Annotated in this window: 25 protein-coding genes; 16 read left to right on the top strand and 9 right to left on the bottom strand. The window is 53.4% G+C overall.

The genetic code is table 11. The annotated features are described in order from the left end of the window. Positions 1-66 precede the first annotated feature (66 nt). Positions 67-648, top strand: coding sequence for a DUF6680 family protein (locus tag RS584_RS00500; RefSeq protein ID WP_017383635.1), 582 nt, complete (start codon positions 67-69; stop codon positions 646-648). Between the two features lies 1 nt (position 649). Here the strand turns inward: RS584_RS00500 and RS584_RS00495 are convergent, their stop codons facing one another. Continuing rightward, positions 650-841 (bottom strand): toxin-antitoxin system HicB family antitoxin, encoded by a 192-nt coding sequence (locus RS584_RS00495; protein WP_315748761.1) that lies wholly within the window; start codon positions 839-841, stop codon positions 650-652. 136 nt (positions 842-977) lie between these two features. Between RS584_RS00495 and RS584_RS00490 the strand changes: the two genes are divergently transcribed. The 4 genes from RS584_RS00490 to RS584_RS00475 all read left to right on the top strand — a co-directional run bounded on the left by RS584_RS00490 (position 978) and on the right by RS584_RS00475 (position 2,593). Then, positions 978-1,319, top strand: coding sequence for a SymE family type I addiction module toxin (locus tag RS584_RS00490; RefSeq protein ID WP_315748760.1), 342 nt, complete (start codon positions 978-980; stop codon positions 1,317-1,319). Between the two features lie 102 nt (positions 1,320-1,421). Beyond that, positions 1,422-1,580 carry a hypothetical protein gene (locus RS584_RS23370; RefSeq protein WP_410493137.1) on the top strand — a complete coding sequence of 53 codons (159 nt, stop codon included), beginning with the start codon at positions 1,422-1,424 and terminating at the stop codon, positions 1,578-1,580. Between the two features lie 426 nt (positions 1,581-2,006). Beyond that, positions 2,007-2,297: a type II toxin-antitoxin system RelE/ParE family toxin gene (locus tag RS584_RS00480; RefSeq protein WP_315748759.1), complete on the top strand. Its 291-nt coding sequence runs from the start codon at positions 2,007-2,009 to the stop codon at positions 2,295-2,297. Continuing rightward, entirely contained in the window at positions 2,294-2,593 is a 300-nt protein-coding gene (locus RS584_RS00475; protein ID WP_045335986.1) for a helix-turn-helix domain-containing protein, read from the top strand. The genes RS584_RS00480 and RS584_RS00475 overlap by 4 nt, the downstream gene beginning before the upstream one ends. A gap of 64 nt (positions 2,594-2,657) precedes the next feature. On the opposite strand, the gene RS584_RS00470 is transcribed toward RS584_RS00475, so the two are convergent. The 3 genes from RS584_RS00470 to RS584_RS00460 all read right to left on the bottom strand — a co-directional run bounded on the left by RS584_RS00470 (position 2,658) and on the right by RS584_RS00460 (position 5,051). Further along, positions 2,658-3,428, bottom strand: a complete 771-nt coding sequence (locus tag RS584_RS00470) for a GlxA family transcriptional regulator (protein WP_229692537.1) — start codon at positions 3,426-3,428, stop codon at positions 2,658-2,660. A gap of 353 nt (positions 3,429-3,781) precedes the next feature. Then, positions 3,782-4,261: a hypothetical protein gene (locus RS584_RS00465; RefSeq protein WP_315748758.1), complete on the bottom strand. Its 480-nt coding sequence runs from the start codon at positions 4,259-4,261 to the stop codon at positions 3,782-3,784. Position 4,262: 1 nt separating this feature from the next. Beyond that, entirely contained in the window at positions 4,263-5,051 is a 789-nt protein-coding gene (locus tag RS584_RS00460; protein WP_315748757.1) for a transcriptional regulator, read from the bottom strand. Between the two features lie 834 nt (positions 5,052-5,885). Between RS584_RS00460 and RS584_RS00455 the strand changes: the two genes are divergently transcribed. From RS584_RS00455 to RS584_RS00430, 6 genes are read left to right on the top strand one after another with little or no spacing between them, the layout of a single operon-like run. Then, positions 5,886-6,488, top strand: coding sequence for a helix-turn-helix domain-containing protein (locus tag RS584_RS00455; RefSeq protein ID WP_015570068.1), 603 nt, complete (start codon positions 5,886-5,888; stop codon positions 6,486-6,488). 52 nt (positions 6,489-6,540) lie between these two features. Beyond that, positions 6,541-7,125 (top strand): fimbrial protein, encoded by a 585-nt coding sequence (locus tag RS584_RS00450; protein WP_315748756.1) that lies wholly within the window; start codon positions 6,541-6,543, stop codon positions 7,123-7,125. Between the two features lie 53 nt (positions 7,126-7,178). Next, positions 7,179-7,856 carry a molecular chaperone gene (locus RS584_RS00445; RefSeq protein ID WP_315748755.1) on the top strand — a complete coding sequence of 226 codons (678 nt, stop codon included), beginning with the start codon at positions 7,179-7,181 and terminating at the stop codon, positions 7,854-7,856. A gap of 23 nt (positions 7,857-7,879) precedes the next feature. Then, on the top strand, positions 7,880-10,405 hold the full coding sequence (locus tag RS584_RS00440) for a fimbria/pilus outer membrane usher protein (RefSeq protein WP_315748754.1): 2,526 nt from the start codon (positions 7,880-7,882) through the stop codon (positions 10,403-10,405). Next, positions 10,396-10,914, top strand: a complete 519-nt coding sequence (locus RS584_RS00435; RefSeq protein ID WP_047726340.1) for a fimbrial protein — start codon at positions 10,396-10,398, stop codon at positions 10,912-10,914. Before RS584_RS00440 ends, RS584_RS00435 begins: the two co-directional genes overlap by 10 nt. Further along, entirely contained in the window at positions 10,914-11,921 is a 1,008-nt protein-coding gene (locus tag RS584_RS00430) for a fimbrial protein (protein WP_032104015.1), read from the top strand. Before RS584_RS00435 ends, RS584_RS00430 begins: the two co-directional genes overlap by 1 nt. 1 nt (position 11,922) lies before the next feature. Here the strand turns inward: RS584_RS00430 and RS584_RS00425 are convergent, their stop codons facing one another. Further along, a complete protein-coding gene (locus tag RS584_RS00425) occupies positions 11,923-12,447 on the bottom strand; it encodes a lipocalin family protein (protein WP_315748753.1) in 525 nt (174 codons plus the stop codon). Positions 12,448-12,564: 117 nt separating this feature from the next. On the opposite strand from RS584_RS00425, the gene RS584_RS00420 reads away from it, so the two are divergent. The 5 genes from RS584_RS00420 (at position 12,565) to RS584_RS00400 (ending at position 17,087) form a co-directional block, all read left to right on the top strand. Further along, positions 12,565-13,290 carry a MerR family transcriptional regulator gene (locus RS584_RS00420; RefSeq protein WP_315748752.1) on the top strand — a complete coding sequence of 242 codons (726 nt, stop codon included), beginning with the start codon at positions 12,565-12,567 and terminating at the stop codon, positions 13,288-13,290. Between the two features lie 99 nt (positions 13,291-13,389). Continuing rightward, positions 13,390-13,800: a hydroxyisourate hydrolase gene (uraH, locus tag RS584_RS00415; RefSeq protein WP_017693985.1), complete on the top strand. Its 411-nt coding sequence runs from the start codon at positions 13,390-13,392 to the stop codon at positions 13,798-13,800. Positions 13,801-13,902: 102 nt separating this feature from the next. Beyond that, on the top strand, positions 13,903-14,862 hold the full coding sequence (locus RS584_RS00410) for a YbgA family protein (RefSeq protein WP_193042207.1): 960 nt from the start codon (positions 13,903-13,905) through the stop codon (positions 14,860-14,862). A gap of 146 nt (positions 14,863-15,008) precedes the next feature. After that, positions 15,009-16,097 carry an AAA family ATPase gene (locus RS584_RS00405; protein ID WP_023295682.1) on the top strand — a complete coding sequence of 363 codons (1,089 nt, stop codon included), beginning with the start codon at positions 15,009-15,011 and terminating at the stop codon, positions 16,095-16,097. Positions 16,098-16,283: 186 nt separating this feature from the next. Continuing rightward, positions 16,284-17,087, top strand: coding sequence for a DUF4225 domain-containing protein (locus RS584_RS00400; protein WP_315748751.1), 804 nt, complete (start codon positions 16,284-16,286; stop codon positions 17,085-17,087). On the opposite strand, the gene RS584_RS00395 is transcribed toward RS584_RS00400, so the two are convergent. The 4 genes from RS584_RS00395 to RS584_RS00380 all read right to left on the bottom strand — a co-directional run bounded on the left by RS584_RS00395 (position 17,065) and on the right by RS584_RS00380 (position 20,649). After that, on the bottom strand, positions 17,065-17,394 hold the full coding sequence (locus tag RS584_RS00395; RefSeq protein WP_033487007.1) for a hypothetical protein: 330 nt from the start codon (positions 17,392-17,394) through the stop codon (positions 17,065-17,067). The genes RS584_RS00400 and RS584_RS00395 overlap by 23 nt on opposite strands. Before the next feature lie 123 nt (positions 17,395-17,517). Beyond that, positions 17,518-18,504 (bottom strand): GlxA family transcriptional regulator, encoded by a 987-nt coding sequence (locus tag RS584_RS00390; RefSeq protein ID WP_315748749.1) that lies wholly within the window; start codon positions 18,502-18,504, stop codon positions 17,518-17,520. 25 nt (positions 18,505-18,529) lie between these two features. Continuing rightward, positions 18,530-19,309, bottom strand: a complete 780-nt coding sequence (locus tag RS584_RS00385) for an MBL fold metallo-hydrolase (RefSeq protein ID WP_315748748.1) — start codon at positions 19,307-19,309, stop codon at positions 18,530-18,532. An 89-nt stretch (positions 19,310-19,398) separates the two neighbouring features. Further along, complete coding sequence (locus tag RS584_RS00380) at positions 19,399-20,649, bottom strand: HlyD family secretion protein (RefSeq protein ID WP_017693988.1); 1,251 nt, start codon at positions 20,647-20,649, stop codon at positions 19,399-19,401. Positions 20,650-20,651 lie beyond the last annotated feature (2 nt).

Here is a 20,651-nt window from a genome sequence, read left to right as displayed (position 1 = left end):
TCACATTATATCACGTACCTTCATTTCCATTTGTATTGTCATTACCGTCAAAATTAAGGAAACGAAATGAACTGGGCACTAGCTATTGCTACCATTTTTGCTACGCTAATAAGTCCCTTACTCGCTGTAAGAGTTCAGAAGATCATAGAAAAAAGCTCAGAAAAAAGAAATATTAAAATAAATATATTTACAGAACTAATGGCTACAAGATCTGCAGAAGCTCGCCTTTCTAATGAGCACGTTAGAGCACTTAACATGATCGATTTAGCATTCTATGGTGATATAAAAAGAAGTATAAACAAGAGAACAAAATCTGAGAAAAAAGTTCTTGATGCATGGAAAGAATATTTCACCCACCTATGTACACATTGCCCAGAAAATGAAAGTGGCAGTGCTATATGGAATCAGAATAGCGATAGACTGTTTGTAAGTTTACTTTCTGTAATGGCTGAAGATATAGGTTACGAGTTTGATCGAGTTCATTTGCAGAATGCTATTTATAGGCCAATTGCGCACGGACAAATGAACCTAGATAACCAAAAAATTCGTAAAGGACTGGCTTCAATCTTCTCAGGTGAAAGTGCCTTGAAAATGGATGTGGTTTCGTTTCCTGATGCCCCTGATATTCATAAGTCGCAAGAAAACTAAACTACATTTTTGGCTCAATACCCAGTTTCCGTAGTTCTGTTCTTCCTAAGGTCTTGAGCCAATTCCCCAAACTCATCCCTTCAGCCTTCGCAGCCTCCTCAAACTGTGCCTTTAACTCCGGCGTAATACGAATCTGAAACGTCGGTGCTTTTCCGGATTTAGATTTGTTAGGGTCGCGTTTAGCTGTTGACATGTACGTACCTACAAGAGCAAGATATCTTCACTGAGGTACGTACCTTATCATACGAAGACCTCAAATTGAAACGCCCTCGCCAGGTACTCGCAATACCGGACGAGAGCTAACCTCACCAACTATCAAGGAGTTGATTATGGCTGATTCGCATTCTACCCCAGACACCGACCAATCCGGAACCGAGCGTTCGTTAATTGTGGGTTACCGCCCGAATGTTTACGACAAATCTACGCCGAAAATCATCCTTTCCGGTAAGTGGTTGCGCGCAGCGGGGTTTGATACCGGACAGCAGGTCACGGTAAAGGTCATGAAAGGATGCATCGTTCTGGTGGCGTATAACGAGCAGGAGCAACGTTTGCAGGATGACTATAAACGGACGAAAGCAAAGCTTATTGAGATAGAGGACGCGCTTGCAGCGATCCAAATTCCACATGCTGAAAAGCGCCTCGCAAAATCAAATACAAACCACCCGGCTTAGCGGCTGTTTCTGGCGCGCAAACCGTCTTGTGCAACAGGCGTTTAAGATATGAAAACGACATGGCTGATAAGACGTAATCCAATCTCCGACAGGTGATTTGTTATGTTTGCCTGTGATGACGGAACCGCTCGCATCACATGTCGCTTTAAACATGAAACACTCTGGCTGTCGCAAGCAGTCAGAGCGGCTCTTTTTCAGGTCACACCGCAAGCCAAAACTCAGCATATCAAAGCCATTTACGAAGAAGGTGAGCTTGAATAAAAAGCAACTTGTAAGGCTTACTTACAGGTTCAACAAGAAGGACAATCGCAACACATTTCACTATTGCCTTCCCGGCTTCCTCGCTTTCGGTTAGGGCAGACCAGGCGCTCCAGGAATAACTGGTAAATGGCTTTGTTATGGATAACAAGTGCCTGAAGAATCTCCCAGTCGGATCATCCGCCCTATATGTTTATTTCGAAGAAATGCTGGAAAGCGCCTCGCAGTTTCTCACTTGCACCATCCGTTTGATATACCTTCTTTGTCATACTCCTGCCACTCACGCCCTGGCTGCCACTGACAGCCATTGCATTTATTAACTACAGCTTATATTCTTTTTATAAGCTACAGCTTATCATGGACGAAAGCATGTGGACGGTACTGTTTAGTAAGGTATTCGAGCAATGGTTGCTTGAATAGGAAGATGGGTTGCAGGAAAAGGTATTGGCAGACCTGTTAAATCTACAAAATTATGGACCGCGTCTTCCTCGTCCCTATGCGGATACCGTTAAAGGGTCACAGTATAAGAATATGAAAGAGTTACGTATTCAATATTCGGGTCGCCCGGTTCGTGCGTTCTTCGCGTTTGATCCTGTACGTCAGGCCATTGTGCTTTGCGCGGGCGATAAGCGTAATGACAAAACCTTTTATGAAAAACTGATTCGCATTGCAGATGCCGAATTCACCCTTCATCTGACAAGCCTGGAGGCAGCCAAGTGAAAACCTTAAATGAAGTGATTGCGTCACGCTCACCGGAAAGCCAACAGCGCATTCAGGAGATGGCAGAGGAAATGTTCCTCGAAACCGGTCTGCAACTTCTGCGTGAAGAGCTCCAGCTTTCGCAAAAACATGTCGCCGATCTTATGGGCGTAAGTCAACCTGCGGTAACACAGCTGGAGCAGCGTGGAAACGATCTTAAGATTGCTACGCTTAAGCGTTACATCGAAGCGATGGGCGGAAAACTTAGCATTAACGTGGAACTTCCCACTGGCAAGCGGGTTGCGTTTCATCTCTAGCGCGATTGTATCCGCAGTTGATGGCGCAACTACATAAACCGCATTTTACATCCACCTCAGAAAATTAACTCTGCGACGTGCGCCACACGCCAGGCGTACAACCATACTCCGTCTGAAAATGACGAATAAAGTGCGCGCAGTCGCTGAACCCCATCCGCTGCGCAATATCTGTCACGCTTTGCTGTGAGTTCTTCAGCAGCCAGCAAGCATAGCGCAGTCTGGCGCTGCGGATAAATTCGCGGGCCGTTTTGCCGAATTCTGCGTGGAACAGGCGGTTGAGCTGGCGTTCACTCAATGCCACTTCTCGCGCAAGCCCGGCGGTAGTGAGCGGCCGGGTCAGGAACTGTTCTATCAGCATGACGGCGCGGCGCAACCGCGAGTCAGGGATAAGCGCAAAATTCGCCGGACGCGGGGTGGCAATTTCATGCGGAACGAGCGACAAACGCTGACAGGTGTTGCTGGCGATATCATCCCCGGCATGGGCGCGGATAAGCTCAGTTGCCAGCGTCAGGGTGGAAATACCGCCCGGGCAGGTCAGCACATCGCCATCGTCGATGAAATCATACCCTTGCTCAGCATAAACCAGCGGGAAAGCCTGCCGAAATGCATCAAGGTGGAAAGGATGGATGGACGCTCGTCGTTCATTCAGCAATCCTTCCTGTGCGAGGACAAAACTGCCGGTGCCAATGCCAATGAGCGGAACCCCGGCATGGTGGGCATGTGCCAGATACGCTTTATCCCCCTGATACCCTAAGTCCAGATACTGCAATTCACCGCCGATAACAGCAAGGTAGTTAAAACTGTCCGGCGGCGCATGGGGAGAATCCGGTCTCATGATAATCCCCGCGTTGCTGATAATCGGGATATCAGGAAATTCACTTATCAGGCTGATTTTAAATGCTAATTTATCCTGAGCTTTCGCTGCATAACGCAGCGCCTCCAGTAACCCGGAGACGGCCAGGAGTGAATAACGGGGCCATAATATCAACCCAATATGCAGACACTTTTCCGGTACTGATTTCCCCCCATCGGAGGAGTCAAATACACTTTTCATTTACTTGCCAAATTTAAAATTAATTACATTATCGCAACATGATCTGTCGCACTTTTTATTTCTGAGATAATCCTGATGTTTTAAATCAAGCATAAATGAGACGGGAGGAAAATATAATGTTTTTCTCGTTTATATCATTCTTTTTTTGAACCACGACACACATATGTCGGTAATGTTCCTAAGGTAAAGATATAGTTACCATTATGTTGTTCATTGATCCGCATATAAATACTCTTGCCCGGATAGACAAAAAATTGCGGTTCATATTTTTCCAGCCAGCTGTCTTCGACATTATCGTCCGGGAACGTCATATTTTTTTCTGACGTCAGCAAATAGAGATGATCTTGTCTCTCCACCCGAAAGGAAATTTTCCTGTCGATGGTTTTACCCGGATCGCTCTTTGCCCGGCCATTCATGCTCAGGGTGCCGAGTTTCCCGTCGAAGGTGTAATTCAGCCAGACCGTCAGCGTCTCATCCGGATGGTGCTGTACCAGATTAACCTGGCATGAAAAAGGCTGAACGTAAGTTCGGTGCCACAGGTAATAGCCCGTCAGCACGCCTGCGGTGACGAGGCCCGTCACGATGATATACAGCATCTGCCGAAAACGAGTCATGCTAGCTATCCTTCAGGAAATAATCAGATATACAGCGGTTCGGTTCTTTCATTGGCCGGTCGCAGCGAATAACCGACGCACGAGGAAGCAGAGCGTACCAGCTGATGTAAACCCAGGGATATTGCGCGCATTCAGCCTTGAATTGTTCCACATAGGTCAGCGCTGAAGCGCGTTCAGCGTGAGTCTGAATGTCGTTCGCAAGATAAACGCGACAGGCTCCGACGGATGCCGCAAAACGGTAATCCTCAACAAAACGGTTTTCTGTGGCGTTCATATATCCCGTCACGCCTGCCCCGGCCAGGACGATCAATAGCCCCATGACGACAGCCAGCCAGCGCGTGGGCTTCATGGCAACGGGCGTTGCTGGCTCGGAGGATGCAGAGACCTCCTCGATCGCTGGCGCCTCCACACATTGTTCCTCTGCGGGTTGAGGCGCGACAGGTGAAGACTCTCTGACGGTTATTTGCGTGTCGCTTGCCAGCGTCAACCCAATCCGCGGAATGGTAACGATAGGGTCAGTTTCAAAACCAATCTTTTTGAGCCCTTTGCGCAGGATGGAGATGTTCTGGTAATAGGTATTGGAGGAGACAAGCATGCCGCGGCTTTGCCAGACAATATCAAGGAACTCTTGCTGAGTGACAATCGACCCCGCTCTGTCGATTAATAACAACAGGCATCGGCCTGCTGGCGAATTTAACACAACCACACGGTCAGGATTGTTGATATCACGTAACGTGCTGGCCGCAGGATGAAATTCGACGATATTATTTATAACGTAATGCTTATGCATAGGGGCAGTATGAATTCTCCGGTTAACAGATGTTGAACCTGGGTCACAGCATGTATGGGATGACATTCACGTCGGGATTAATGTGACTGATTAACGTCATGCTGTATATCTTCGCCATTGGCGAAAAATCTTAATTTATATTTCATCCCTTAAGCTTCACTGAACCTGCATAAGAACTCAACCCTTGTAGAATGCGGCTTGCAGAGCCGCTTCATCCGCGATCATCTTCATTATGATGTTTTGTGAAGTGAATTTCCGATCCACAGAAGTATCTGACTATCGGCAGCATCTCATTTATCAGGGCCTCACCTTTTGGCGCACTCCTCGCCTCTTGACATTGACAAATATCTACATAAAAAAACATTGTACGCCACGGACATGCGTGTCTGAAATATTCAGCACCCTTAAGCCTTAAGTTTTCTCAACCTGACCAATATCAATAACTTACATGGTTTTTGTATGCTTTTAAGCCACCTTTCTATCAGTTTTTATCGATGATAACATTCGTAAATTGTTATTCCCCGTCAGCAACTTCACACCCGCACTGACACCAGACGACAAACTCCTTACAAAACATTTATCAAAGCTAAATTTTCATTAAAAATAGCGGCTATCATAATTTACAGAAAGCGAAGCGGAATAAGACCAATCAGAGGGAAGCGTCGTAACCGGTCTCGATCTTAGTAATTAATACAATTTTAGATTAATTCAGATTACCTCTTTATTGGCCGACGTATAGTAGGCCTACAGTATGCAATACGTCATTGCTTCGAGAATACTGGCGATAACCTTATAAATAATTCGCCTGATTACTATTATAAATCGAGGAATAACATGACGAACAATAGCCAAATAACACAGCATATAACTGTTGCACTGATGGGCGGCGATCATTATGCAAGAAACGGCATTAAAACGTTATTAAGCAGCATCCGCGACGACCTTCACATCATTATCATCGAAGGAGGTTATCAGGAACTGGATAAGGCGCTGTCGTCGATTCGTATCGATATCTTATTTATATCCGGCGCAGAGAAATACCATACAGGGTATGACTCACTGAAATATTTAAAAAAAATCAAAGTCACGCAGCCTGAAGTGATTATCTGCCTGTACTCAACCTCTGCCCATTCCCTGTTATGGGTCCGGGAAGATATTGATGCCTATATCTCGCTACAGAACACGGTTTATCAGTGGCGGATAAAGCTAGCAAAAATGGTCGATAGCCATTATCGGCCCCAAAAGCAGCCAGCGGCGTTATCGCTGACGCCTGGAGAAAGGAGGGTATTAAAGGAACTCAGGAACGGACTGGATATACGTTACATCGCAGAACTGGAGAAACTTTCTTATCGCCGCGTGAGCGCCTTAAAAAGCTCAGCGATAAGGAAACTCGGGCTCAGGAATAAGACAGATTTGCTGGTCTTTTTAACCAGTTAGACCTGCCGCTTTCAGAGCAAATCTCGTAATAAAAAAATCAAGGAACTATGAAATGAAAGCACGCCTTACTTGCCATTCTCTGCTGGCATTAAGCATTGCCGCCCTGCTGCCAGCGGGCTCAGCACTGGCCGCCACCACCAGCGGCGGCACGGTTAACTTCAGCGGTAAAGTGGTGACCTCCGCCTGTGCCATCAGCGCCGGTAGCGCCAATATCGACGTCGACATGGGGGAAGTGCGTACCGCCACGCTGGCTGCCGCAGGCAGTGAAGCCAGTACCGCAAAAGCCTTCTCCATCACGCTGGAAGATTGCGAAATCGCCGATACTTCCGCGTCCACGGAAGAGAACCCTATTGCCGCAACGACCGTGGCTATCACCTTCACCGGTACGCCGGACAATACCGATGTGAATAGCCTGGCCGCGGGAGTAAACGGCGGCGCGGGCTCGGCGCAGCATGTCGCTATCCGTCTTTATGACGAACAGGGCAACGTCGTCAGGCTGGGTGAGCCGGCAGCAGCGATCCCCCTGCGTGCGGGGGCGAACACCCTGAACTTCAGCGCGAAATATTACTCCCCACTGGGCAACGCCACGGCGGGTGATGCCAGCGCGGTCGCCACCTACACCGTGACCTATTCGTAATCTTCAGGCCCGGTCTGCTGGCCGGGTCTTACTCAGCTTTCAGGAGACGCACTATGCGCGTAAACACATGGATTTGTCTGGCTGGCACGTTATGTTCATCCGCCGTGTACGCAGGCGGCGTGGGGTTAGGCGCAACGCGGCTGATCTACACCGGCGCGGCAGCGCAGACGATGATGCAGGTAAGAAATACCCACCCTGATGCCACGTTTCTGATCCAGTCATGGATGGAAGACGAGAAAGGGAGCCGTACCAACGACTTCGTCATCACGCCGCCGCTGTACGTCATGAAGCCCGCCAGCGAAAGCGCGGTGAAAATCATGTTCAGCGGCGACACCCTGCCAGCCGATCGCGAGACGCTGTACTGGATGACGGTCAAAGCTATCCCACAGCAGGTTAAAAACGGTTCCGGCAATTCGCTGCAATTCGCCTCTGCCAACCGCATCAAGGTCTTTTATCGCCCGGAGCGGCTCAGGGAAGGTGCAGGGGAGGCATGGAAAAACCTTGCCGGCGCCTACCGCGCGGGCAAGGTCACGCTGACCAACCCAACGCCGTATTACCTCACCACCATTAACGTGAAAATTGATGGCAGGCCGGTGTCGCCCGTCATGGTGCCGCCGAAATCCAGCGTGACGCTGGCAGACACCTTCAGCCATGCGAGCAGCTTAAGCTACCAGACGATTAACGATTATGGCGCCTGGACGCCCGTTACCCGCACGTCATTGTCCCAATAATAAAAACAGTAAGGCGTGACCACATGAAAATTAAAATCCTGTGCGCCACGGCGATCGCCCTGGTGATTCGGCAAGCCGTGGCTGCCGAAAGCGAGCTGCAATTTAATCCTGCGTTTCTCAACGGCGAGCGCGCCAACAGCGCCGATCTCGCCTGGGTCAACGCCGGGAGCGCGTTGCCGCCGGGCGAGTACAATCTTAACGTGTATATCAACACCCAGTTCGCGTTCACAGGTAACGTCACGTTTCGCGTCGCTGAAAACACCGCCGGTGAAGCCCTGCCGTGCCTTACGCCTGCGCAATTCGCCGCACTTGGCATCGACAGCCGTCAGGCTAAAGGGGGTGAGTTGCCGCCTGCGCAGCGCTGCATTTTTTTAACCCGGTCATTCGCCGATACCCGGTTTGATTTTGACCAGAGGACGCTTACCCTCAACTTCACCGTACCGCAAAGCGCGATGCGCGCTCTGCCGCGCGGGTACGTCAGCCCGGAGAGCTGGGAGTCCGGCATCCCTGCCGCTTGGCTGAACTATGTGGTCAATGGCGCGAATAATGACTACCGGGGCGAGACGCGCACGCGGGAACAACAGCTGTTTGTGAGCCTCAACAGCGGCGCCAACCTGGGCGCATGGCGGCTGCGTGATTTCACCACGTGGACCAAAGAGAGTAACGAGCTCACCCACGTCCAGACCTGGCTACAGCGGGATATCCGCGCCCTGCGTGCCCAGGTTTATGCCGGTGAAACGTTCACCTCATCGCAGGTGTTTGACGCCGTTGGCCTGCGTGGGGTTGCCCTGAAGACCGATGACAATATGTTGCCCGCCAGCCTGAGCGGTTACGCGCCCGAAGTGCGTGGCATCGCGCGCAGCAATGCCACGGTGACGGTTCGCCAGAACGGTAACGTCATCTATCAAACCTCCGTTCCGCCGGGGGCGTTTGTGCTGAAAGATCTCTATCCGACCTCTTCCGGCGGCGATCTCGCGGTCACCATTCAGGAGAGCGACGGCAGCCAGACGCAATACACCCTGCCCTTTGCCAGCGTGCCGAATCTGGTGCGTAACGGTCAGGTCAAATATGCTCTGGGTGCGGGGAAATACCGCCCTGCGGGCAATCAGATCTCGCCCTCCTTCGCGCAGGGCGAGCTGTTCCTGGGCTGGCGATACGGCCTCACCTTTTATGGCGGGGCGCAGTTTTCCGATCGCTACAACGGCCTGGCCTTCGGTATCGGGCAGAATCTCGGCCGCTTTGGCGCCTACTCCCTCGACCTCACCCATGCCCGCAGCCAGCTGGCTGATAACCAGCACTACACCGGTGATTCGGTGCGCCTGCGGTACAGCAAGCTGCTGAACGATATCGGTACGCGAGTCAATTTCTTCTCGCTGCGTTACTCAACGGCAGGGTTTTATACCCTCAGCGATACCACTTACAAAGGCATGGCGGGCGGAGCGCCAAAACAGACCGTGGAAGACGATGGCACCGTCACCACTCACTACGACACGGTTTACAACCTGCATATGTCGCGTAAGGCAAAAAATCAGCTGCTGTTGTCGCAGCCGATGGGCGAATACGGCGCGCTGTCGCTGTCCTGGGATCAACAAACCTACTGGAATACGTCAAAAACCACGCAAAGTTTGCAGTTCGCGTGGAACGCGACGTTTCGTAACCTGTCGCTTGGCATCAGCGCCCAGCGTAGCTCTGGCCTGTACGACAACAAGAAAGACAATATCCTCGCGTTGTCCCTGTCGGTGCCGCTGGGTAACCCGGCGCTGTCGACCCGTCTCCGTTTTACCGCTACCCATGCGGATCCCGCTGGCACCACCGCCAGTACCGGTGTCAGTGGTTATCTGCCGGGGCAGGAGAATCTTTTCTATAGCGTCAACCAGCGCTACAGCGCGCAGCAGCACTACGGCGGCGATGCCGCGCTGCAATACGAGGGCGCGTGGGGAGACTATAACCTGGGCTACAGCTACGCCGGTGACTCCCGCAACCTCAGTTACGGGATGAGCGGCGGTGCGGTGCTGCATGAGGATGGTCTGACGCTGAGCCAGCCGCTCGGGAACACCAATATTCTGGTGAAAGCCCCGGGCGCCAGCCATGTCGCCGTGCTCAACCACAAGGGCATCAAAACCGACAGCCGGGGCTATGCGGTGATCCCATACGCCACGCCATATCGCGTTAATCAGGTTGCGCTGGATGTCACCACCGTGGGCAATGACGTGGAACTTGAGAACGCCATCGCCAATAAAATCCCCACCGACGGGGCACTGGTTCGCGCCACCCTCACCACGCGTCAGGGGGCAAAAGCGATGTTTATCGTACGTCACGCTAAAGACGTGCTCCCCTTCGGTACGCTGGTCTCGTCAGAGGATGACAAAGCCAGCGGTATCGTCGGCGACGGCGGCAGCGTGTATCTGACCGGCCTGTCAGCGGAGGGATCATTGCATGCCGTATGGGGGCGCAACAGCGCCCAGCGCTGCACGATCCGCTATGCGCTGAACCCGCAGAATTATCACGCCCGCACCGGGCTTTATTCCCAGGAGGTCATATGTCAGTAACCATCCGGTTCCTCCCCCTGATCCTGCTGATGTTCATCACCGTTCCCGCGCGCGGCTATGACGTGCTGGTTTCCGTGACCGGCAACGTGATCGGCAATACCTGCATTGTCTCGGAAGATTCGAAGGAGCAAAACGTGCCGCTGGGCACCCTCGGCGTGAAGCAATTTAGCGAGGCGGGCGCGGTCAGCAATATCAAAACGCCCTTCACGCTCACCCTTGAAGCGTGCGGCCCCACCTTTGCTGGTGTGAAAGTCCGCTTCAGCGGTACGCCGGATGACGAAAACCCGCAGCTTCTGAAAGTCGCTGACGGCGGCGCGACCGGCGTGGCGGTGCAGATTCTGGATAAAGACAGCGTACTTATCCCGCTGGACACCCAAACCGCTGCTTACGGCGCAGCGGGGGATGACAGCGTAAAAATGACCTTCTATGCGCGACTGGCCGCCACGGGTGCGCCGGTCAATGCCGGAGACGTTTCGGCAGTGGCAACCTGGACGACGGAGTATCAATAATGCGTTTACTGTTTTTAGCCCTGTTTTTCATGTCCTCTCAGGCACTTGCCCTCTCCTGGACATCGGATATCACCCTCTCGCCAACGCCCATGTCGTGGTCCGGCCCGGCAGACTCCATCGTGCCTGGAAAGACGATCGGCTCTGAATGGAGCGCCTCTGCGAGCGTCTCGGAAGTGTTCTGGTGCGGCCTGGTATTTACCTGCTCTAAAGGGACGCTGGAGCCGAGCAGCAGTATAACCGCCACCGGCATCACGGTTATTCTTGATGGCGCAAATTACATGGTATTTGAAACGGGCGTGCCCGGCATCGGCTTCATTCTTGGGCTTAAAGATTATAACGGCACCACCTATGTCCCGATGCAGACGGGCATTACGCAGAGCTATCCGGCCGATGGGACTAACGGTTACGCCACCGCACTGGGCTGGTCGGCAAAAGTGACGTTTATCAAGACCGGCGTTCCGCTGAAATCCGGCGTATACCAGACCCCGACCATTAACGCGGCGATCCTGACGGCCTATAACAACGAAGTGAAAACCGCGCAGGTGATCATCAACCCCACCACCATCACGGTGACGGCAAGCGGCTGCACGGTAGGCACGAAAAGCGCCAACGTCGACCTGGGCACCATTGATGTTCACACGCTGCCCAGCGTAGGCAGCACCTCGCCGTCGGGGGAGTTTAACGTCAGCCTGACCTGCGATGAGAACGTGGCGGTTAACGCAGTGATGACCGATCAGACCACACCGTCAAATACCTCGTCGGTCGTGACGCTGACCGGGGACTCCACGGCCTCCGGCATTGGCGTACAGTTTTTCTATAACGGTACCGGGCCGCTGATGATGGGGCCGGACAGCTCGTCCGCAGGTACGACGGGACAGTTTTTCATTCAGACCACCAGCTCGGCACAAACGCTGTCCCTGCCGTTCCAGGCGCAGTACATCCGAACCGGTGAACTGGTCCCCGGCTCGGCCAACGCCCTGGCAAGCATCACCTTTTCGTATCAGTAGGTTAGTGCTTCACCCACACCAGCTGATCGACCCAGAAGCCCAGCTCGCGTGCGGTGTTCAGGTAGTCCTGTTTTACCGCATCCGGAATGGTCGGGGTGCGCGATAAAATCCACAGATAGTCGCGGTTCGGGCCGCTGACCAGCGCGTACTGGTACTTATCATCCAGCTTGATCACGTTATAGCCGCCGTAGAACGGGCCGAAGAACGATACCTTCAGCGCAGCCGTGGTCGGTTCGCCGGTAAAGTACGCCTTTCCTTCGCTCTCATTCCATTTTTTCTTCACCGGATCGTAGCCGCGGTTCAGTACGCTGATACCGCCATCGCTACGCTTGCCGTATGTCGCGGTGACCTGTTCCAGACCGCGCTCGAAGCGATTTTCCAGTCGGGCGACTTCATACCATTTGCCGAGATAGCGGCTGGCATCAAAGCCGGTAATGGGCTGCACGCCTTTCGGCGGCGTGGGAGATTTACAGGCAACCAGCGTCAGCGCAATGGCGACACCGGTAACGACAGGCCATAGCCTCATGAGAACTCCTTTCATTTACGCGGTTGGACGTTAAGTGTAGCGCACCCGTGCGGCGCTTCATCCCGTCGGGGAATATTCGTAGTATATTGAGACAACTCCTTCTCTTCGGATGCAGACATGGCTTACTCCATCGGCGAATTCGCCAGACTCAGCGGCATCACCGCCACCACGCTGCGGGCGTGGCAGCGACGCTATGGCTTGCTCAAACCCGAGCGTACGGACGGCGGTCACCGCCTGTACAGCGATGAGGACGTTCAGCAGGCGCTGAAAATCCTCGACTGGGTAAAAAAAGGCGTACCCATCGGTCAGGTAAAATCACTGCTGGAACGCCCTGCGCCGCGCCGCGCCAATAACTGGCAAACCCTGCAACAGGCCATGCTGCAAAAGTTGCAGGAGGGGAAAATTGAGTCCCTGCGTCAGATGATTTACGACGCCGGACGCGAATACCCAAGGCCAGAGCTGGTCACTAACGTGCTGCGTCCGTTGCGCAGCCAGATATCGGCCAACGTCGCCGCCGCCATGACGCTGCGTGAGATCCTCGACGGCATCCTCATCGCCTATACCTCGTTTTGCCTTGAGGGCGATAAAAAAGCGCCGGGCGATAACATCCTCATCAGCGGCTGGCATCTGAACGACCCGTGTGAGATCTGGCTTGAATCTCTGACGCGCACCGGCCAGGGCCACCGCATCGACATACTGCCGGTTCCCCCTGCCGCGCTGGCCCCGGAAATTTTCCCGGACCGCAAATGGCTGCTGGTCACCAGCGGTAAACTTACCGCCGCGCGGAAAAAGCAGGTTGCGCAGTGGCAGCAGCAGGTTTCTCTTGAGGTGATTATCCTCTGATTATTTTCTGCTGAGGCAATCTTCACGAAAAGTTGAATATTTTTTCGCACAGCGAGTGCTAACGTTTTCCTGTCACCGATAACTCAACAGGAAAACACGATGAAAAAGACACTCCCTCTGATGATGCTGGCTGCAATGGCTTTCGCGCCTGCCGCGTTCAGCGCCCCGGCAGGCACCCTGAGCGTTCACGTTCTGGACCAGCAAACCGGTATGCCGCCAGCGGATGTGGCCGTCACGCTGGAGAAGCAGGAGCAGGACAAGTGGACCCCGATTGCCAGCGGTAAAACCGACCACGACGGGCGCATCAAATCGCTCTATCCGCAGGATCAGGATATGGCGCCTGGCGTGTATAAAGTGACCTTCAAAACCGCCGATTACTTCCACGGTAAAAAGCTGGACTCCTTCTTCCCGGAAGTGCCGGTGCTGTTCACCGTCACCCGCACCAATGAAAAACTGCACATCCCGCTTCTGCTCAGCCAGTACGGTTACTCAACCTACAAGGGCAGCTGATTGCTCTTGATTTTAAAGACGATTTAAAAATAATCCCGCCAATACTTGGACAAATACGCATTGTTGTGTAACTTTTAGGTATGAGATCGGGAGGTGCACACCATGACAACAAAACCTGTGCTGGGTATTAGCGGATGTTTGACCGGTTCCGCCGTTCGCTTTGACGGCGGGCATAAGCGTATGGGCTTTGTGATGGATGAGCTGGCGCAGTGGGTCGCTTTCCGTCCGGTATGCCCTGAAATGGCTATCGGCCTGCCCACGCCTCGTCCGGCGCTGCGTCTGGTGATGACCACCGGCGGCGAGACAGAAATGCGGTTCAGCAAAGCGCCGCACGATGACGTCACGCAGAAGATGGCCGCATTTACGGCAGATTATCTGCCGAAAATCGGCGATCTGGCGGGTTTTATCGTCTGTGCAAAATCCCCCAGCTGCGGCATGGAGCGCGTGCGGCTGTACGACGAAAACGGCAACCGGGGCCGCAAGGAGGGTGTCGGGCTGTTCACCGCCGCCCTCCTTGAAACTTTCCCCTGGCTGCCCGTCGAAGAAGACGGTCGCCTGCACGATCCGGTACTACGGGAAAACTTTGTTGAGCGCGTTTTCGCTCTCCACGAACTGAACGTAATGCGTAAAAATGGCCTGACGCGCCGTGCCCTGCTGGACTTTCACAGCCGCTATAAGCTTCAGCTTCTGGCGCACCATCAGGCAGGCTACCGTGAAATTGGCCCGTTCGTGGCATCACTGCACGAGTGGGACGATCTGGACGCGTTTTTCGTGGCCTATCGCGACAAGCTGATGACCATTCTAAAAAAACCCGCTTCGCGGAAGAATCACACTAACGTGCTGATGCACATTCAGGGCTATTTCCGTAACCAGCTGAACAGCCGCCAGCGTAGAGAACTGCGGGATGTGATCCTGCATTACCGGGACGGGCTGCTGCCGATCCTCGCGCCGCTGACGCTGCTGAAGCATTATCTGGCTGAATACCCTGACCGGTATCTGATGACGCAAAACTACTTTGATCCCTATCCTGATGATTTGGGTCTGCGTCTGGCCGTTACCTGATAAGAAAGAAGCGAAGGCCCTGTTGACCCACAGAGGCCCAAAGCAGTACCCCGTTTAGACGACACCCTCACTGTCGTCTTTTTTTTGCGCTCAGCGTAAAATACTGTAATTCTGTACAGTTTAAGCGTGCGCAGCGGAGTACCCCGATGATCAAAAATTTGCATATTCAGAACTACCGCTCAATTCGCGATATGTCGCTTGAGCTGGAACAGCTCAATATCGTGTTCGGCCCCAACGGCACCGGAAAATCCAATATTTATAAAGCGATTTACCTGATGCACAGCGCGGCGCAGGGGCAATTCTCCCAGGCGCTGGCGAACGAGGGGGGAATTTTGAAAGTGTTCTGGGCGGGCAAAACCCGCAGCGACCAGCTGCGACGCATGAACCTGGCGGTGGAAACGGAAACCTATGAATATGAGCTTCAGGTCGGGTTCGTGGAAAAGCTGCCCTACCCCTCACAGTTTCAGCTCGATCCGGTGATCAAGGAGGAATCTATCTGGCTCGGCGGACAGCACCGTCGCCCGTCGTCACAGCTGATGAAGCGTAAGAATCAGGCGGTATTCCTGAACAACGTGCATCACGAAAAAGTGACCCACAGCGGTACGCTGTATGAGAACGAGTCGGTGTTCGGTCAGCTCGGTGAACCGCACCTCTACCCCGAAGTGTCGCAGATGCGCGAGTCCCTGCGTAACTGGCGATTTTATCACGAGTTTTCCGTCTCATCCGGCTCGGCGATCCGTGCGCCGCAGGTGGGCTTTCGTTCCCCGGTGCTGGCCAGCGACGGCGCGAACCTGGCCGCCGCGTTTCAGACCATTGTCGAAATTGGCGACGAGCTGCTGCTGATGCGCATTCTCGACCAGGCCTTCCCCGGCTGCGTGTTTTACAGCGACAACACCGGCGGGCGCTTCCGCATGATGATGCAGCGCGAGGGGCTGAGCAGGCCGCTGGAACCGGCAGAGTTCTCCGACGGCACGCTGCGTTTTTTGTGCCTGGCGGTGGCGCTGTTAAGCCCGCGCCCTCCCGCATTCATCGCCCTCAACGAACCGGAAAACAGCCTGCATCCGCAGATGCTGCCCGCCCTGGCAAGCCTCATTGCCGAGGCCAGCCGCTATTCGCAGATCTGGCTCACCAGCCACTCGCCGGAGCTGGCGCATTTGATTGAGAAGCACCGATCGTTTTCGCTGTATCAGCTGTCGATGGCGGAGGGGGAGACGAGGATGGAGAGGCTGGGGTAAGTCTATGTTTCTTACATCCATTTTAGCCAATCACCATCTCATGATCGCCATCAACGACGAAGATGATTTCCGTCGGTATATACCTTTGGCGAATTCTGCGCTCGCGACAGATTATCCAATTTATTATTGCCAGTTTCTGATGCCAGGATAATCTGTAAACGTTGGTTATCAGATGAGAAAATTAAAATGGATATTGCACTTTTCCCTGGTCAGAACACCCGTGCATGGGCTGAAACAATGATAAATCTTGAAGCCCGCAAGCTCATCAATACTGCGAATATTGTCGGAGGGCAACATCTCAGCGACGGACTCGCACGGATTAAATTTATGGATGATATTCGGCAGTTTGTGATGCAACAATTTAGTGCTACCCGGGCGGCCAGAAGTGATGAGGAGTGCATGGAATGCCTGAAAAACATTCGGGCTGAGAACGAAAGTCTTCTTGAGCAAAGCAGAATGCTTCGCTCCCGTACAGCTCAGCTTTTTGCTCAGATTGAACTGGTTAAAGAAAATAATAAAGTCGTCGGTTACGTTATCTCATCGATTAAGGTTGTGCTTTCAGGGTTACAGATTGTTGCAGGTGTTGGTGCAATGATGACAATGAATCCAGTGGGTGCGCTTGCAGGAGCGATTCTGGTTATTGATGGTGCAAATGCCATTTCAAAAGAAATTAACAGAACGCTTCAACATCAACCAAACTCCGAAGGTATGCTGGCAGATGGCGTCATGGATATCGCTCAGTTTATGGGATTTAAACGTGAATCAGCACTGGGAGTATTCAACAGCGTAAGCCTGGCAGCAAGCGTCTATACGGTATTTGGCGCCATCCGGAAACCCGAATCATGGCGTCTGTTTCGCTATCTCCCGCTGGATTTCTACCGCAAGGTCGACGGAATGAATCGCGCAGCGCTCACTATGAAAATTGTCGGCTGGGGTGTCTCTGCAAAAGTCTCGTTTGATTTAATTTCTAATGCGTCTGGACAGAACTAATATATTTCTTTCTGAAGCGCCAGGCTTTGTAGGTAATGATCGGGGGTTGAAAAAACCAGGCAATAATCAATACGATGACAAGAGAAATGCCTCCGGAAACAATATTATAATGTTCAGCGAAAAAAAGAAGCGCCAGGAAAATCAGGGCCACAGCCGCAGTAATACACAGAACCATGATAAATCGCTTACCTAACTCAAGCACCACCTCGAGCAGGGATGAACCATAACGGCTAATGTTTCGGTTCAGGTACGCTAATTCTTTTACGGTGAAACCTGATTCAAGTAACTGCGTTTCAATATTGCTCATGCCACTACCTTTTCTTCTGGAAAGTAACGTGGATTATCTTAACCGGAAGAGAAGTGCTTGTAACCCGTCTGATGCATACCCATTGCCGCCAGCTTTAAAGGCAAAGAAGCCGCCCACGTCTTTTTATTCCATCGCGCCAGCATTATTTTTCGCTGCAAACGGCTTAATGCGAAACGTCTTGCGCCACTCCGCCGGGCTGACGCCAAAGCGCGCCTTAAACTGCTGCCGATACGTCACCGCTGATAAAAACCCCACCTGCCCGGCGACGTTTTCGATTGGCAGGTTGCCGGACTCCAGCAGGACCTGGCTGCGCCGCAGGCGCTCGGCGGTAAGCCAGTCGGCAACGCTCATGCCCGTCGCTTTGATAAAATGGCGGGTCAGCGTGCGCCGGCTCATCGACACCACTTCCGCAAGAGAGTCCAGGTTATGCGGTTCGGAAATATGCTGCTGAAGGTAGTCAATCAGACAGTTAATCCGCCCATCACGGGTATCTTTCGGCACAGGTTGCGCAATAAACTGCGCCTGCCCGCCCTCTCGGTGCGGCGGGACGATCATCCGGCGGGCAATCTGATTGGCGACGACGCTGCCAAAGCGCTGGCGGATGATATACAAACAGCAGTCGAGCGCGGCGGCGGTACCCGCCGAGGTAATCATATTGCCGTCATCCACGTAGAGGGCGTTGATATCCAGGCGGACGTCCGGAAATAGCGACTGGAACTGGCGTTCAAACTCCCAGTGAGTGGCGGCCCGTTTGCCGCTGAGTATGCCCGCATAGCCCAGCACAAACGATCCCAGACACAGCCCAACAATTTCCGCCCCGTTGTCTCTGGCCTGAACCAGGCTGTCGAGCAGCGTCTGAGGCGGGCGCTCCAGAACGTGCTGCCAGTAGGGTACAACCACAATTTCAGCCGATGCGATCGCGGAAAAATCCTGCGTCGCATGCAGGGCAAAACCGTCTTTCGAGTTCAGGAATCCCGGTTTTTCAGCGCAGATCGTGACGTTAAAGCGCTTTTCCCCGGATACCGTGTCGCCAAACAGGATGCAGGGGACGGAGTAGTGGAACGGGCTAAACCCGTCCACCGCGACAATGGCAACGTTAATAAGCGGCATCTGTCTCTCCTGTCCCCTTTAACAGTCAGAATATAACGGTTTCGCCGTCCTGGGGAATGCTCACCGCGTCACCTGCCTCGTTGGCATCAACATACTCGCGCAGCGCGCGGCGGGTCAGCAGGCAGTGGTTGAGAGCTTCCATATGGGTCGCGACAAGCTGCGCCTGTGGCAGCTGGAAGTGGACGTTCAGCACATCTTGCTCGCCCATGATAATTGGCCCGAAGCCAATCACATGCGCATAACCGGCATTAAGCACCACCACATCCGGCTGGTGTTTTTGCAGGTCGGCGGCCACCTCTTCACGCCAGATAGTATCCCCGGCGATATAGAGCGTCTTCTCATCCGGGTGGCTGAAGACCACGCCGCAGGCTTCGCCTAGCCGTTCTGCCAGTTCCGGCACCGCGTAGGCGCGGTCAGTACCGTGCTGGCCGCCGTGGGTTTTCACTATCCGGATATCGCCGTACGTTGTTTCCCCGGACATGATCGTCAGGTTGGTAAATCCCTGGCTGCGCAGCAGCGCGGCATCGCTATCATTTTGCACGTAGATCGGCTTGCATTTGGCGATCAGCTCAACGGCGTACTGATCCCAGTGATCGGCATGGGTATGGGTGACGATCACCGCGTCAGCATCCAGAAGCGTTTGAACGTCAACGGGAAGATCGACCATCGGGTTGCGAATATCAGCCCGCGCCGTGCCGGGAAAACCCGGATAAGTGCCTTTTGGCGCCAGCATTGGGTCGATTAAAAAGCGTTTTCCCGCGTAAGTGATCAGCTGGGTGGCATTGCGAATTTGCGTAATGTTCATGGGCTATCCTCCGGTTGGTATGAGAAGGAGAATAGCCCCAGGGTGCCGTTAAGAATGTGGGCTAAAGGGCGATGGTCGATGAAATCGGGTCAATCGATAAACCGCTTGCGCACCCTTTCCAGCGGCGCAATCAGCAGATTGATAAGCGGCTTACGATCGATAACGATATCGGCGTTCACCGTCATTCCGCCCATCAGCATGCGCTTTTTCTTGTCCGGGTCGGTAAACCAGGAGGGGACGCGCACTTTAGCCAGGTAGTAGTTCTGCCCTTCCTGGAGCGGGATCAGCGCCGAATGGGCATCAATGTTTACCTCATAGAAATCGGACAGCGTCGCCTCCACGGAACCGTATTTGTCTACGGGCCAGGAGTCGAAGCGCAGCTTGACCTTATCGCCTTTCGCCACGCGCCCCACCCCCGTTGCCGGAACATACAGGTACCCCTCCATCGTCGCCGCGGTATTTTTACGGATCACCACCACCACCTCGCTATTTTGCGTAATGGCCCGGCCAGGCGGGAAGTTAATCGCCACCACGTAACCGTCGGAAGGGGCCAGCATCGCCATGGTGGAACTTCCCCGGCTGGACAGGTTGCGGTCAATTTCGCTGATGCGGTTTTTCACATACAGCTGCTCTTCGCTCAGAGAGTCAATTTGCGACTGGGTGCTGTCGGTCAGGCTGGTTTTTCGTGCCTCAAGCTCAAGAATAGTGCTCTCCTCCAGCGTCAGGTTGAGCTGCGCATTGAGCACATCGTTGTGGCTTTTATCGAGATCCACTTTGGATACATAGCCCTTCCCGGAGACGGATTTCCACGCCTCGTAGGTGTCGGTGCTGTTTTTTAACAACGCGCGCAGCTTCTTCACCTTATCGCGGGAAACGGCGATCTGCTTGTCAGTGAGAGCCAGCTGCTGCGCCAGATTTTTGCGATACGACGCAATCGAGTCCTCAATGGCCTGGATGCGCTGCTCGCTGCGCTTCTTCTCCGCTTCCATCTGCTGGCGGTCAAACTGCACCACCGAGCCCTGCTTGCCGCCATAGTCCTGTGACACGGTGAACAGCGGATCGTTTTCCTTCACGTACTGACCTGGCCGTACGGCAAAATCCACAAGCGTACCGGACTCTCTGGCGCGGACTTCCACATCGCCCTGCGCCGGGATCAGCACCCCGCGCGCCAGGGTGGTTTCCGAAAAGTTAAAGACAATCGCAAAGACCAGCAGGCAGAGAAAAAAGGTGATGAACAAGGTCAGCACGGCTTTCAGCCGTGGCGCGTTGATGTGATAGCTTTTTGAGAAATGATGCGGGATCAGCGCCCGCCGCTGTCGGCTTCGGTTTTTTAATTTCACGA

The sequence above is a fragment of the Enterobacter sp. DTU_2021_1002640_1_SI_PRY_ASU_LCPMC_013 genome, from assembly GCF_032389435.1.
Lineage (GTDB): Bacteria > Pseudomonadota > Gammaproteobacteria > Enterobacterales > Enterobacteriaceae > Enterobacter > Enterobacter hormaechei_C.
This window is presented reverse-complemented; position numbering and strand designations above follow the sequence as displayed.